The organism is Aquimarina rubra (assembly GCF_042684305.1).
Taxonomy (GTDB): Bacteria; Bacteroidota; Bacteroidia; order Flavobacteriales; family Flavobacteriaceae; genus Aquimarina; species Aquimarina rubra.
Genome location: NZ_JBHULE010000019.1, coordinates 259,278 through 272,566, shown reverse-complemented (window position 1 = coordinate 272,566; position 13,289 = coordinate 259,278). Strand labels below are relative to the sequence as shown.

Below are 13,289 nucleotides of genomic sequence, written 5' to 3'. Positions count from 1 at the left end.
GACTAATGAAAAAAGGTTCAGCTATTTAATTTGACTTGGTCGATAGCCAAACTTTTTCGCGAAAGCGTTAGAAAATGAACTAAGGCTGTCGTACCCCACTTGCCAAGCGGCTTCTTGCACTGTGGCTTCGTTCTCACTAATCAGTTTGTGGGCGGAAGTGAGTCTTTCGTTTTGAAGATATTTAAAAACGGGGACGCCAAAGATAGCTTTAAATTCCTTTTTAAGTCGAGTCGTGTTAAATCCAATGGCTTTGGAAAGCTCTGAAAGTGAAGGTGGATTTTCTAAATTTTCCAAAAGAATCTCTTTTGCCTTATTCAATTGTTCTCTATGCAGCGGTTTTGAAGCTCCTTCCTGCTTCAATGCAAGCTGACCAAAGAAATGCGATAGTAAAGCAGTAATCTGACTTCTAAAAAACATCATTTTGGTTTTTCCCGAATAACTATTTGAGAAAAAGGCATCAACGATGTTTTCCATCTCTGGTGTCATAAAGAAACTTGGTCCTTCTACGTAATGGTCTTTTGGGTTTACCAATTCGTTCAAAAGGTCTGAAAATAATTCACCCTCTTCATTGGGAAGTGTTTCAAGCTTACTCATCTTTGTAGCCACGACAATACATCTTAAACTTTTATCTGGGCTAATGGTATGCTCAAATTCTACTTTTTCGTCTGCGTAAAAAGCAAAGGATAGTCCTTTGGTATAGTGAAAATCTTTTTTCTTTTCCCCATACTTAACTGCTAAATCTACATTACCAGAACCATAAAAAGCGATAGCTACTATGGGTTCATCAAAATAACACGTATCGACTTCTACCTTAGTTGAATTTGCTTCTTCAACTAAAATTACAAAGTCATTGATATGGATAAAATCACGGGTCATTTTTCGAATGTTAATTTAATAAATTTTGACGTTTTCTCATACACTGTCTCTCCAGTTTTAGGTTCGGCAGGTTCTTCTATAAAAACCGAGATACAATGCCGTTCAGCACATTCCCTTTCATTTCGTTGCTCTTTATTTCAGGAAAAGAGCTTCACTACACAAATCTTGGACACAATCCCCACTTTTGACTTTTCATTTCGCTAACCCTTTCCGTTATGCTAGAAAGGAACACTTCACTTCGACTAAGCTCAACGCAGGCATTCCCAAGTAAAAAGTGTGAATTAAGTCCGCTTTTTTTATAAGGAAAATTGCATTTGCATATTGTTCCGCTGCCTATGCTTTTGTACTTCACAAGAAGTTTAGACTCACCTCCCGAGTCATCACCGCTATACCTTTTTTTGACAGCAAAATAACAACATTCACCCTTGGACGACGGCATAAACCAGGCTCGTGCCTCGCTCTTTTTTATACGTCTTACCAAGCTTGAATATTGAACCGCACCAAGCAACAAAAAAAGGTAACAGTGACGGCTCTATGGGAAGTAAATCTAAAATGAATCTTATGAAATCTTACAAAAACATCAAAAAGGAAGCGGAACAAAAGTTAAAAAAACAACAAAAGGAAAACGCTCTGGATATAATAAGTAAATCAATAATTCAAACCTGCCCGAATATGTCAGGCGGGCAAATATTAATCTTTAAATCTTTTATTATGAGTACGCTAAAAAACAAAGTACAGTTAATTGGAAACGTGGGAAACGAACCCGAAGTTAAAACCTTAGAAAGTGGTAAAAAAGTGGCTAATTTTTCAATGGCTACGAATGAAACTTACAAGAATTCTAATGGGGAGAAAGTGCAAAACACACAATGGCATAATATCGTTGCTTGGGGTAAGATTGCTGAAATTATCGAGAAGTATGTCGGTAAAGGAAAAGAGGTAGCAATTGAAGGTAAATTAACTTCAAGAAACTATGAAACTGAAGCAGGAGAAAAACGATATGTTACTGAAGTGGTAGCAAACGAAATCTTGTTATTGGGTATCAAAGGCGAAGAAACTGCCGAGTAGTTAAAAAGATAAAGAGGGCGTACCTGTGGAAAGTTTCGCCCTCTTTTTCATTTATAATCACGTTAAGTAAATTACAATGAGAAACAAAGTTAATGAAATAAAAATAAGTTATGAGGGTGGTATCAAATCCAAAAATTGGGTGCAAGTATCTACCTCGGCACAAGCTGCGGAAGTCCTATTTGAACATTGGGATAAAAGCACAATGCAATTACAAGAGACGTTCAAAATAGTACTCTTAAATAACAGTAATAAAGTGAAGGGTATTTGCCAAATTTCGCAAGGCGGAATTGCAGGAACTTTGGTAGATATTCGCATCCTTTTTGCCACTGTTTTAAAATCGCTTTCTGTGGGTTTGATATTAGCACATAACCATCCAAGCGGAAAGTTGGAACCGAGTGAAGCGGATATAAAATTGACTAAAAAAATCAAGAAAGCGGCATCTGTTTTTGACATCAGATTATTAGACCATTTAATTTTTGCACCTGATGGCGATTATTACAGTTTTGCCGATAGTGGGAGACTTTAAATTTTATGCTATGGTCTATATAAATTTTACAAACCTAGATAATGAGACGCAACAAAAATTGTTGTCTGATTCCAAGGAAGATGTGAAGCGAAAATTTGGAAATCAATTGAAACGATATGCCCAAGAAAATCATATTAATTATGATACACTTTTGGAACAGGAAGCGATGCGAAATTTATATTCTTACAATTTTGTTTTTAATATTTAGAACGCACTATTTTAACCTAATAGACCTTTGAAATTTCAAGGGTCTTTTTTTGTTTTATTTTGAAATTCGCAACGATATTTCAATTCTGTTAGTGATTGTTTTAAAATACCATTTTTCACTTCTTAAAAAACAGAGCTTTCTTTTTAAGCAGATAAAAAGCCATTACATTTTTGGATGTAATGGTACTTGTTTTTTGTCCCGTGCGCGGGACGAAAAGGAATAGCAAGAGGATAACACGCTGGCGCGATGTTTCATTATTCCTTTTCTTCGAAACCCTTATAAACAGGGCTTTTTCAACCATTACTTGTTTTGAATTTTGATTTTTAAGCTCGGTTTTTTCAGAAAAAACATTCGCAGCCCAATAAAATCAAGCAATTTTTTCTGAAAAAATGGATAGAGGTTATGAAAAAGAACGATTTGAAAAGCTGGGAATTAAGGTTTCCGTAGCGCAGAAATTTAGGCAATTCTGTAAAAAAATGTCGCTATCTCAATCGATGACTTTGTTGTTAATGATTGAGTTTTTTGAAGATAATGGCATCTCACCACACGAGTCTGTTGGACCAAAAATGCAGACACTAGAATCTTTAATCAAGAAACGAATTAATGGTGTGATTGCCATTATGAAGGACATCGAAAAGAATCAAACCAAACCTACGGTTGCGATGATACAATCGCTATTTCAACAGGCAAAGCCAGAACAAAAAAAGCTGCTTTTGGAAAAAGAAATTCCAGAGGAAAAGAACACAATACGCTTTCGCGAAAAGCTAGAAACGGACAATGAATTGTAAAATAAATAGCTATGTACATTACAATAACAGCTCAAAAAATAGCTGCTAATTATTCGCAAAGTTCTGGTGATTTTGTGGCGTATCTGGAGAAAGAAAATCAAGGATTGGAACAAGAAGAAATGGAACATTTTTTCAATCAATATGGTGATGAAATTGGAGCTGCAGAAGTGGTAAAAGATATTGATAGTAACAGTGCAAAACTCAAAAAGAAAGAGCCAAAATTTTATTCAATAACTGTAAGTCCTAGTAAATATGAATTGAGAAAATTGGAGAATAATCGAGAGGATTTGAAGCGATATACGAGAGCAATAATGAAAGATTATGCAGCATCTTTTAATCGCGAAATAAACGGTAAAAAAGTATCGGTAGATGACATAAAATATTATGCCAAAATTGAACATCAACGCACCTTTAAAGGAACAGATAAACAGGTGAGAGAGAATCAACCTTTTGCTACAAAAATCTTAAAGTTGAAACAAGAGGTACGCAAAATTCAGCAGGGAGAAGCAACTGGAAATATTGAACGATTGAAAATGAAAATAGGTAAACTAGAAAAAGAAGCACCACATCAGCAGGATGGGAAACGAATTGTTCAAGGAATGAAAAAAGCAGGCGACCAAAGTCATATTCATATTATCGTGAGTAGGAAGGATATGTCTAATTCTGTAAGTCTATCACCAGGGAGTAAATACAAAGCTTCGGAAGTAATTATGAATGGTAAAATGGTAAAGCGAGGATTTAATAGGGATTCATTTTTCGCGAAAGCTGAACAAACATTTGATACCACATTTGGGTACAAACGCAACTATGCGGAATCCTACAAATCGAAAAAGGATTTCATTAAGAATCCGAAGTTGTACTTCTCAATTTTGGTAGGATTGCCAGCAAATGAAAAAGCAGTAGCCTTTAAAATTTTAGGGAAAGCAGGTGTGCCAATAGCCAGCATTCCAACTAATAAAGTACAACTCGCCTTAAAGACCATTCGGTATTTGAAACGAGGTGTGGATGTGGCAATTAAATCTGGCTCGATAGGCATATAGTGATGGAAGGATTGGTATTTAGCATAGCGATGTATATTGGAATGAGTTTGATGTTTTACAGTTTGTTTAAACTAACACGCTATGCCTTTACATTAAATCTAATATTGATAGTGGGCAGTTTTGTATTCCTATTTCATAATGAGTTATTCCTGTCGAGCTTCTTTCATTTTGTGTTGTATTTGGGTTGTCCACTGTTGTTGACCAATACGGTTATGTTGGTGTATTTGGTCAAGGATAGTAAACCAAAATCGGGAGATAAATTTCAAGTGCATTTTAAAACCAAAGGCGCATCATTTAAGGTAGATAATATCAAACGTGGGGCTTCCGTAATAGGAGCAGCTGGTAGCGGAAAAACAGAAAGTGTAGTGTACACCTTTCTGTTTCATTTTAGTTCTAATTCTTTTTGTGGGGTCATTCACGATTACAAACATTTTGAAATTACCGAAATGGCATTCCCACTCTTTCAAGAGAACGGGGTTGATTTTAAGATTGTATCGTTTGATAGAATTTTTAATCGAGTGAATCCCATTGCACCTCGATATATGCAAACTGAAGAAAGCGTGAATGAAGTAGCTCGTGTCTTGATTGAAAACCTTTTGGAGCAAAAAGAAAGTGGAAGTACCGGAACGAGCAAATTCTTTAATGATGCTGCCGAAGGTTTAATAGGTGGAATGATTTGGAAACTACGTACTTCTTATCCCCAATACTGCACCTTGCCGCATCTCATAGCGATTTATCAATTACTTGACACAGATAGTCTCATTGCCTTTTTAAGCTCTAATACGACCTCTAGAGCTATGGCTGATGCTTTTATTAGTGGGAAAGATTCTGACCGACAAACCGCAGGAGTTAAAAGCACCCTGGCCAATGCGCTCAAAAAGATAAGCACCAAGCGTATTTTTATGGTGCTCTCTGCAGATGAGACACCTTTAAATGTGAATAGCCAGGAGCGACCGATGGTCGTTTCGGTAGTTAACAATCCACAATTTGAAACCGCCTATTCCCCAATCATTGCAACCGTTATTCATACAATTACCAAACAAATGAGCATTCGAGCTGCGAAACCTTCTTTTTTAATGATGGAAGAAGCACCAACTATTCGACTTTTGAATATGCATCGTATTCCTGCAACTTTACGGAGTTACAACATCGCTACCATTTATGTGATGCAAGATAAAATCCAGAATGATATGATGTATGGCGATAAGGCAAGCAAAGCCATTTTAAGCAATCTATCCTATCAGTTCTTTGGAAAAGTAAATGACCCTGACACCGCTAAATATTACGAACGCTTTTTCGAAATCATTAAAAAGGAGACCACAAGCGTAAGTCGCGGACACAATCTCAATTTTGACTCTCGCATTACTACTGGAGAACGTGAAGTTGCGAAAAGACGAGCTGATGTATTTTTTAGGTTAAAACAAGGTGAGTTTATCACTTTTGCTGATGGTGAGGACAAGAAAATACAGTTTAAACTCCCAAAGATTGTGAAGCAATTACCATCTGATGTTATAGATTATACCGAAGCTGATTTGGATGAAAATTTTGAACGGATTTATAGTGAGGTGAGGGGGATTTTTAACGGATGATATTCATTTCATAAATAAAATTGTATTTATTCAATAATAAAGTATAGAAAATTTTTATTTTAAGCTCTTGTATTTAAGTAACTGTATTAAAGAATGATTGAATGAAAAACTTAATTTATTACCCAAACTTTGAATCTAGTGATTTAGAGTGGTTAAAATTCTCATTACTATATCTTGATAGCTTCAGTCCAATTATTCCAGATACAGGAATTCCCTTTTTGTCGGAGTTGTATAAGAAATTGCAAAATGAAACAGATTTACTTAAACTGCAAAGTCCAGGTTATGGAGCTGGAGAAAGAGCAACTAGAAAGGCTATAGATTATGTTACAAAAGTTTTACAAAACCCTCATTCTTATGCAAATGAATTACATTCTGCGAACATAATTCGTGTATGGAAAAATCCAGAAAAACAAAATTACACTCTTTTTGATGAGAAATTTGTTGGGCAATGGCGATGGTTTTGTGAAGAGAATGATTTTGTCAAAGATTCTAAATTTGGAATAGATATTTCAAAAGATTTAGGTCAATTGTATATGACCTTTCTGGCTCAGGAAGTTGCATATGAAAAAGAGGCCTCACCAATTACAGATAACAAAAAATTAGATGACTTATCTATTGCAATAAGAACAAAAGATGTTACCAATGACAATAAAATTTTAGTGGCAAAAAGTATAATAGAGCACCAGCTTCCGTTAGATTTTAGTGAAATAGAAATTGATAAAGTTATTGCTATTCGGAATAGTGCTGACTTCAAAAAAAAGCAATCAGCTTTTCATTCTGAGTTAGATAATGCATATACAAAATTAGGCAAGGGAATTGACCCGTCAGAATTCAGTAAGTCTTTTAACAAAACACTAAAAGAATGGACTGGAGAATTAACAAGTTTAGGGATAAAGACAATAAGTTATGGCCTTTCGACATACGTATTATTGGAAAATATTGAAGCGTCAAGTGTCGATTACATCAGGAAAGTTTTAGAGGCAGGTCTGATTCTTCAAGGAGGAAAAAGTCTGATTAAAAATATTAATAAAAATCACGAAAGAAAATATTGTAGACAATATTTAACTCAATTAGAATCTTTATAAATGAAATTAGAAGCAGAAATTAAAAACATTAAGAAGATACTGGTAGATGACGAGAATTTCTTTCAGATTCCAGATTATCAAAGACCTTATTCTTGGGATAAGGAAAATATATCAGACTTAATCGATGATTTATTAACTGCTTTTCAAAGGAATAATGATGAACACTATTTTTGTGGTTCACTTGTATTAGTAGATAACAAATCTGATAATAGATATGATATTATTGATGGTCAACAACGAATCACAACCTTTACAATAATTGCTTGTGTTTTTAGGGAGTTATTTGGAGTCAGTCTGGGAAAAAAGGCATCGAAGTATATATCAAACTCCATACAGGATGAATATGAAGAGGATAAAAGAAAATTAAAGTTTTTGACTAATGAGAAGTATCAGATTGACTTTGAAGAGACGGTTTTGAAGAGAATTAGTTTTGTTGAAACGAAGAATATTGAAAAGACTTTTCCGGATAATAAATATTTGCAAAATGCTCATTATATAAGACAGTTTTTGAAAGAAAGAGTTGAGCAAGACAACATCAATATTGAGGATTTCGTTATTTGGTTTTACGAAAGTGTCGTTCTAACAAGCATAACTTGCCCTTCCCAAGATAGTGCAATTCAAATTTTCAATGTTCTTAATGATAGAGGAATGCCTCTCAGTTCGATAGACATTTTAAAGTCTACTTTGATGTCTAAATTGTCCTCAAAAGAGGACAGAACTGCCTTTAAGACTAAATGGGAATTAATTAATTCGAACTTGAAATTTTCCGAGTTAGAGATAGATAATATGCTCAACACATATTTGTATTACAAGATATCTTCTAACCCAAAAAACAGATTAGACAAAGAGTTAATTGATGTATTTACAAAAGAAGAAAAATCTTCATTAGAAATCATCAAAGAGATAAGTGATTTTTCTGATGCGTTTATTTTGATGTCAAATCAAGAGGATAAATACATTTACTGTTTACGATATCTAAGACACAAAATATATTGGAATAGTATCTTAACAACAGCCATTTTTGAAAAGTATAGTCATATTGAAAAGTTGAAAGAATTAATGGTTGCATACTATTATCAAAATTGGGTAGCTGGCGCTACCGTTGCAAGAATTAAACAAACTTCATTTAATGTTCTAAAATTGGTTAAAATCAATGCAGCGATAGAGAAGATTGTTGAGGAGTTTAAAACGAATATTGATAAATATTCAACAACAAAAACCTTTAAAGAATCAATAGAAAGCTCTTCTGTTTATGGAAGAAAATGGGATAGGGCTATTTTGCTTTTAATTGAATATTTTTCATCAGATGAGGATAAAAATAATTTTATACCACTTGGACCTAAATTACACTTAGAGCACATCTTGCCTCAAACACTTACCAAAACTTGGGAAGAAACTTTTTCTGCTGAAGAAATTCTAGAGTGGACAAACTCAATATCTAATTTGACGCTATTATCTTTGAGGAAAAATGTCCAAGCTAAAAACAATAGTTTCCAAGAAAAAAAGTTAGCATACAAGAATAAAGATAATGTGTCAACGTCTTATATAATTACTCAACAGATTCTTGAAGAAGAAAATTGGAATGTACAATCCTTAAAGGATAGAAAAATAAAGTTGCTTGATAAAGTTTATAGTAAAACATTACTATTCAATTAGGAATACAAACGAAAAAGAATAGTCTAGAAAATATTGAAAATTCTACTGAACGAAATAATACCTGATTCACTTTTCAAATACCGAAATTTTCAATCGGATTTACACAGGCGTATAATTACCCACCAGGAAATCTATTTTGCAAAACCTTCAGAGTTTTTAGCTGCTTATGATTGTGAGTATACTATTGACAGGGACTATTTAAAAAATGAAGATAATCGTAGAGAGTATTATTCTAAGTATTACGATATAAGCGACCCAAATCATCCATATGTTGATTCTTTGATAGAATCTAATCCCATAACAGATGAACTTATTGACGGCATAGAACTAGCAACTCGAAAAAAAATTGATGATATTTCAGGAATATTCTCAGGAAGTTTAACCAATAGAAACGCAAATTTATGGAAGGTATTTGGTGGGAATCATAAGGGGTTTTGTGTTGAACTAAACTTGTTAGATACTTTTCCTCTTAATTTTGGCTCAAAGGGTTACGTGAAATATGTTAAGGATGCGGACCTTCCTAAAAGCAAAGTTCTTAATCACGATAATATTCCAGAGTATTTTAGTTTCATTACGGACTTAATATTTAATCTTCCATTAAGGTATAGTGAAGAACAAGAATACCGAATTGAAAAGTTATTTTTTGAAGATTCACAAAGAGCGAAAAAAATAAGAAAAGAGCAAATTAAATCTATTACTCTCGGTTATAAAATGTCTAAAACGCAACAAGAAGAAATCATTGAACTCATAAGAGAACACTTACCCCACGTTACAATTCGAAGATTGAAATATGACCGACCAAACTTAAAAGAAGTAATAATTAATTAAGAAGTTTGGAGGTGCAAAGGCTTATAAGAAAACCTACCTATAGATACTGGAGCAACAGCTTGGTATACATTTGCTTTTGAGTACTTTGTTTTTACAATATTAATTACTGCCTCTACAAATTTTGGTTGGGCGTCATATCCTAAAATAATATTTAAAAGTGAAGTAGAATCAAAAGAGATTCTTCCTGTCCTGTCTTTAAGAAGTCTCAATTCTTTTTCATAAGACCATTTTTCAGTTTTCTTGTAAAATAGGTCTATAATATGGTTAGGCTCAGAAATAGCGTTGTATTCTCTCTTTTTTATATCTGAAACATAATGCATTGGTAGAACATTATGGAAGAATGTTGGGTCAGCTGCACTATCAAAATGAAGACAAACACCTTTATGATTATCGGCATAGATTTCCCATAAATCCTTATTCATTGGATACATAGTAAAACAAGCTATCCCGAAACTAGATACAAATGGTTTGATTTTCGTTTCCGCAAATTCTTGAAGCGTTTTTAAATCCATATTTCTATCAAAATATAGCTTTGTTTTTTCGTCAAGAATACTCTCAGCAATTGTATTGTATAACAATTGAAGCTCTTCAGGATTTGTTGAAAGTTTAACAAATTCTGGATTAGAATCTAATTCATCATTCAATGAATCTCTATCAGAAAACCAAACATAATTTTCTGCTAGTTCACTTAAAGTATTTTCGTTAGGTGGTCTAAAACGAAATACATTGGGAGGTCCCATTTCAATTGAAAGAGGATGGTTTTGGTTGAAGATAGAATACATAAGGACAATGTACTCATAAATTGAAATAGATAATGCAAAGAAACAAAGATTCTATTTTTAAAAAGGCGCAACCTCACGTCGTCCTTTCTCAGTTACGTTCCATTGTCCATCTTCCTTCCGAAGATTTTTAAGAATTTACCATCTGATGTTATAGACTACACCTAATCTGATTTGGAGTAAAATTTTAAGCGGATTAAACGGGAGGTGAGGTCAATTCTTAAAAGCTAAAAATTACCCATTATCGAGTATTTTAACAATTCATAGAATTGTTAATTTTATTAAATAAAAAAATGTAACTTATACTTTATAAACTAATTACCAAAAAAATATGAAATTCTTTATTGTACCTGCAGTAGTTTTAGTTTGCTTTATTTTATTTATGCTTTTGTCTGGATGCTCGGTTGTGAAAACTTCGGAACTGAGTAAAACAGGTGAAAAAGCAAATATGTATTATCATTTACCAAAAGGATTACTGAAAATAACCAGTACTGTAAAGATTTTTATTTACACGGATAAAAAAACGAAACATCTAAAAAAGATAGATATTGTTTCTCAGTCCTTTGACTATGAAAAGGAAATTGTTCCCGATAACAGTCAAACTCTAAAGCTTAATTATATCAATAATCCATTGTCAAAAGACGATGTTGATATTAAAATTAATGATAAAGGTCTTCTTACGAATGTTGATATTACTACCGAAGATAGGCTACCTAATATAATTGAAACTCTTGCTAATGCACCTTCGGAAATTCTTGGAGTTGGTGGCGCAAGTAAAGGTGATGATGAAGATGACGTATCAGTAAAGGAGATAACAAAAACCTTTATAGTTGACCCAGAAAATTTCCCAAAAGACCAAATATGGGTAATAGCTGAAAATGATAAGTATGGTAACTCAAAAGATTTGAACGTTAGTTTTAAAATAAGCTTAGTCTCACCAGCAACTGTTTCAGCTTCTTCCAAAATAGATAGCAAAGAAAAGATAGATGGAATAGTTACACGGCCAATGTCTCTTTACAAATTCTCGATAGAACCAAAAGCCACTAAACTCAATGGTTACTTGGTTGAATTCTATGAATATTTACCAAATAACACACTTAATATTACCGTACCTCTTAGTAGAGCTCTTTTTGCAAAAAAGACAACCAACATAGTGTTAGTAGATGGTTTAATGAAGGAAAATAAAATAAATAAGCCTTCAGAAGTTGAAGGTTTCATTTCTATTCCGATAAACTTGGCAAAAGCTATCGTATCGGTACCTGGACAAATTTTTCAATTTAAAATTGATAATACAAAGCGTAAAACAGAATTGGAAAAAGAGATTCTTAATCTTGAAAAAGCAATAACAGATAAAGAAAGAAATGATTTATTGTCTGCTCTTGAGACTCAAAAAAAACAACTAGAGGCAGACAAGAATTTACTTACTGTTCAAAAAGACTTAGATGCACTTAAAAATGAAATTTCATTAATGCCTCAAGTTTCAGAGTTAGAAAATCAAAAAAAGCTTTTAGGTTTAGAAAAAGAAGTCAGCACATTAATTAATGAAACGAAAATTTTAAAAGAAAAACAGGTACTACAAAATGAAAAGACCATATTACAATTACAGAAGGAAATAAAAGTACTAAAAGACGAAATTGATAAACTAAAAGGCTAGAATGATGGGTAAAGTAATTGGTTTACATTTTGGATTGAATAAGCTTGGTTTTAAACCTCCAAAACCAGTTGATGAGTTAAGGTATGCCGAAAATGATGCTTTGGCATATCATCAAATTTGCGCAGATTTGGGCTGGTCATCGAAATATTTCCTGGGTTCCAACGCAACTCTTTCAACTTTTTTGGAAGAAATTATAAAACTATCTCATAATAGTGTAAAGGATGATTTAGTTGTAATTACTTTTTCAGGTCACGGAACAAGAGTAGAAGATATAAACCTAGATGAAAAGGATGAATATGATGAAATTTTAGTCTTTTACGACAGACTACTCTTAGATGATTTGGTGAAGGTGCAGTTCTCTCGATTTAAAAGAGGAGTAAACATTTTGTTTATAACAGATTGTTGTCACAGTGGAACTATTTCTAGGTTATTTGGAGAAGAAGAGAAAGATGAAGAAGAATTTATAACAAGAGGGTTTGACGCGGAAACTGGGCAGCTAATATTTGATGCAAATCCAGAATATAAAATTATGAAGCAAAGTATAAATGAAAGAGCAGTTAATATAGAAGCATCAATAATCCATTTAGCGGCTTGTCAAGACGACGAAACCGCTTATGATGGGAGCGTTATTATGAAACACGGTCTATTAACTCATCGCTTACTCAAAACTTGGGATAAGGGTAGTTTTTCCGGTACTTATTCAGATTTTTTTTTACATATCGAGTCTCAAATGGGCGGAAATCAAAATCCAAAATTAAATTTTGAAGGAGTGGTAAATGATAGCTTTATCCAAAGTAAGCCTTTCAACCAAATTATATCTTAAAAAGGACTTTTTTCCCGTCTACCTTTCTCGGTCACTTTCCATTGCCCATCTTCCTTAACTAGCTTGAAAATTTCAGGAGTTTCTTCATACGAGGTTGAGAATTGTACCCAGGCAATGTCGCCATCTACAGTTTCCTGTAATACTTTAAAATTTGATGCTCCTGTAGCTGGCTCACTGGGAACCATCACAGCTTGTATGGACATAAAGGAAGCATAGCTTTCTTCTGTGGTATGTTTCTTTAGTTTGCTATTGTCCTTTTGGTAGAAACTTTCAACGACAACCTTGGCCGTATCAGTATGAGACAATTGACCTTGACTGCAGGAAGGCACAGCCAAGGTCAGGAGGTAAAATGCTATTTTTTTCATAATACTA

At 33.5% G+C, this 13,289-nt stretch carries 14 protein-coding genes; 11 read left to right on the top strand and 3 right to left on the bottom strand.

Features of this window, described 5'->3' with window-relative positions; translation table 11 throughout:
- Positions 1–21 precede the first annotated feature (21 nt).
- Positions 22–876, bottom strand: coding sequence for a helix-turn-helix domain-containing protein (locus ACFSR1_RS09835; protein ID WP_378292000.1), 855 nt, complete (start codon positions 874–876; stop codon positions 22–24).
- A 711-nt stretch (positions 877–1,587) separates the two neighbouring features.
- On the opposite strand from ACFSR1_RS09835, the gene ACFSR1_RS09830 reads away from it, so the two are divergent.
- The 9 genes from ACFSR1_RS09830 to ACFSR1_RS09790 all read left to right on the top strand — a co-directional run bounded on the left by ACFSR1_RS09830 (position 1,588) and on the right by ACFSR1_RS09790 (position 9,661).
- Positions 1,588–1,941: a single-stranded DNA-binding protein gene (locus tag ACFSR1_RS09830; protein ID WP_378294489.1), complete on the top strand. Its 354-nt coding sequence runs from the start codon at positions 1,588–1,590 to the stop codon at positions 1,939–1,941.
- A 76-nt stretch (positions 1,942–2,017) separates the two neighbouring features.
- Positions 2,018–2,467, top strand: a complete 450-nt coding sequence (locus ACFSR1_RS09825; protein ID WP_378291998.1) for a JAB domain-containing protein — start codon at positions 2,018–2,020, stop codon at positions 2,465–2,467.
- A gap of 10 nt (positions 2,468–2,477) precedes the next feature.
- A complete protein-coding gene (locus ACFSR1_RS09820; protein WP_378291996.1) occupies positions 2,478–2,675 on the top strand; it encodes a hypothetical protein in 198 nt (65 codons plus the stop codon).
- Between the two features lie 389 nt (positions 2,676–3,064).
- On the top strand, positions 3,065–3,463 hold the full coding sequence (locus ACFSR1_RS09815; protein ID WP_378291994.1) for a BfmA/BtgA family mobilization protein: 399 nt from the start codon (positions 3,065–3,067) through the stop codon (positions 3,461–3,463).
- 11 nt (positions 3,464–3,474) lie between these two features.
- Positions 3,475–4,503: a MobB family relaxase gene (gene mobB / locus ACFSR1_RS09810; RefSeq protein WP_378291992.1), complete on the top strand. Its 1,029-nt coding sequence runs from the start codon at positions 3,475–3,477 to the stop codon at positions 4,501–4,503.
- Between the two features lie 2 nt (positions 4,504–4,505).
- Complete coding sequence (locus ACFSR1_RS09805) at positions 4,506–6,092, top strand: type IV secretory system conjugative DNA transfer family protein (RefSeq protein ID WP_378291990.1); 1,587 nt, start codon at positions 4,506–4,508, stop codon at positions 6,090–6,092.
- A 101-nt stretch (positions 6,093–6,193) separates the two neighbouring features.
- Positions 6,194–7,177, top strand: coding sequence for a hypothetical protein (locus ACFSR1_RS09800; protein ID WP_378291988.1), 984 nt, complete (start codon positions 6,194–6,196; stop codon positions 7,175–7,177).
- The gene (locus tag ACFSR1_RS09795) at positions 7,178–8,833 is read left to right on the top strand and encodes a DUF262 domain-containing protein (protein ID WP_378291986.1); all 1,656 of its coding nucleotides are present in this window, start codon (positions 7,178–7,180) and stop codon (positions 8,831–8,833) included.
- Positions 8,834–8,866: 33 nt separating this feature from the next.
- Positions 8,867–9,661: a DUF2971 domain-containing protein gene (locus ACFSR1_RS09790; RefSeq protein WP_378291984.1), complete on the top strand. Its 795-nt coding sequence runs from the start codon at positions 8,867–8,869 to the stop codon at positions 9,659–9,661.
- Here the strand turns inward: ACFSR1_RS09790 and ACFSR1_RS09785 are convergent.
- Positions 9,658–10,443: a DUF2971 domain-containing protein gene (locus ACFSR1_RS09785; protein ID WP_378291982.1), complete on the bottom strand. Its 786-nt coding sequence runs from the start codon at positions 10,441–10,443 to the stop codon at positions 9,658–9,660. The genes ACFSR1_RS09790 and ACFSR1_RS09785 overlap by 4 nt on opposite strands.
- A 328-nt stretch (positions 10,444–10,771) precedes the next feature.
- Here ACFSR1_RS09785 and ACFSR1_RS09780 point away from each other — a divergent pair, with 328 nt between their 5' ends.
- Positions 10,772–12,094: a hypothetical protein gene (locus ACFSR1_RS09780; RefSeq protein ID WP_378291980.1), complete on the top strand. Its 1,323-nt coding sequence runs from the start codon at positions 10,772–10,774 to the stop codon at positions 12,092–12,094.
- 4 nt (positions 12,095–12,098) lie between these two features.
- On the top strand, positions 12,099–12,917 hold the full coding sequence (locus tag ACFSR1_RS09775) for a caspase family protein (RefSeq protein ID WP_378291978.1): 819 nt from the start codon (positions 12,099–12,101) through the stop codon (positions 12,915–12,917).
- Here the strand turns inward: ACFSR1_RS09775 and ACFSR1_RS09770 are convergent.
- Complete coding sequence (locus ACFSR1_RS09770; RefSeq protein ID WP_378291976.1) at positions 12,914–13,282, bottom strand: hypothetical protein; 369 nt, start codon at positions 13,280–13,282, stop codon at positions 12,914–12,916. The two genes, ACFSR1_RS09775 and ACFSR1_RS09770, sit on opposite strands and share 4 nt — an antisense overlap.
- Positions 13,283–13,289 lie beyond the last annotated feature (7 nt).

What these genes read in the sequence shown, in the direction of transcription:
- ACFSR1_RS09835 (WP_378292000.1), bottom strand. Translation starts at nt 876, where the DNA reads ATGACCCGTGATTTTATCCATATCAATGACTTTGTAATTTTAGTTGAA.
- ACFSR1_RS09830 (WP_378294489.1), top strand. Translation starts at nt 1,588, where the DNA reads ATGAGTACGCTAAAAAACAAAGTACAGTTAATTGGAAACGTGGGAAAC.
- ACFSR1_RS09825 (WP_378291998.1), top strand. Translation starts at nt 2,018, where the DNA reads ATGAGAAACAAAGTTAATGAAATAAAAATAAGTTATGAGGGTGGTATC.
- ACFSR1_RS09820 (WP_378291996.1), top strand. Translation starts at nt 2,478, where the DNA reads ATGGTCTATATAAATTTTACAAACCTAGATAATGAGACGCAACAAAAA.
- ACFSR1_RS09815 (WP_378291994.1), top strand. Translation starts at nt 3,065, where the DNA reads ATGGATAGAGGTTATGAAAAAGAACGATTTGAAAAGCTGGGAATTAAG.
- mobB (WP_378291992.1), top strand. Translation starts at nt 3,475, where the DNA reads ATGTACATTACAATAACAGCTCAAAAAATAGCTGCTAATTATTCGCAA.
- ACFSR1_RS09805 (WP_378291990.1), top strand. Translation starts at nt 4,506, where the DNA reads ATGGAAGGATTGGTATTTAGCATAGCGATGTATATTGGAATGAGTTTG.
- ACFSR1_RS09800 (WP_378291988.1), top strand. Translation starts at nt 6,194, where the DNA reads ATGAAAAACTTAATTTATTACCCAAACTTTGAATCTAGTGATTTAGAG.
- ACFSR1_RS09795 (WP_378291986.1), top strand. Translation starts at nt 7,178, where the DNA reads ATGAAATTAGAAGCAGAAATTAAAAACATTAAGAAGATACTGGTAGAT.
- ACFSR1_RS09785 (WP_378291982.1), bottom strand. Translation starts at nt 10,443, where the DNA reads ATGTATTCTATCTTCAACCAAAACCATCCTCTTTCAATTGAAATGGGA.
- ACFSR1_RS09780 (WP_378291980.1), top strand. Translation starts at nt 10,772, where the DNA reads ATGAAATTCTTTATTGTACCTGCAGTAGTTTTAGTTTGCTTTATTTTA.
- ACFSR1_RS09775 (WP_378291978.1), top strand. Translation starts at nt 12,099, where the DNA reads ATGGGTAAAGTAATTGGTTTACATTTTGGATTGAATAAGCTTGGTTTT.
- ACFSR1_RS09770 (WP_378291976.1), bottom strand. Translation starts at nt 13,282, where the DNA reads ATGAAAAAAATAGCATTTTACCTCCTGACCTTGGCTGTGCCTTCCTGC.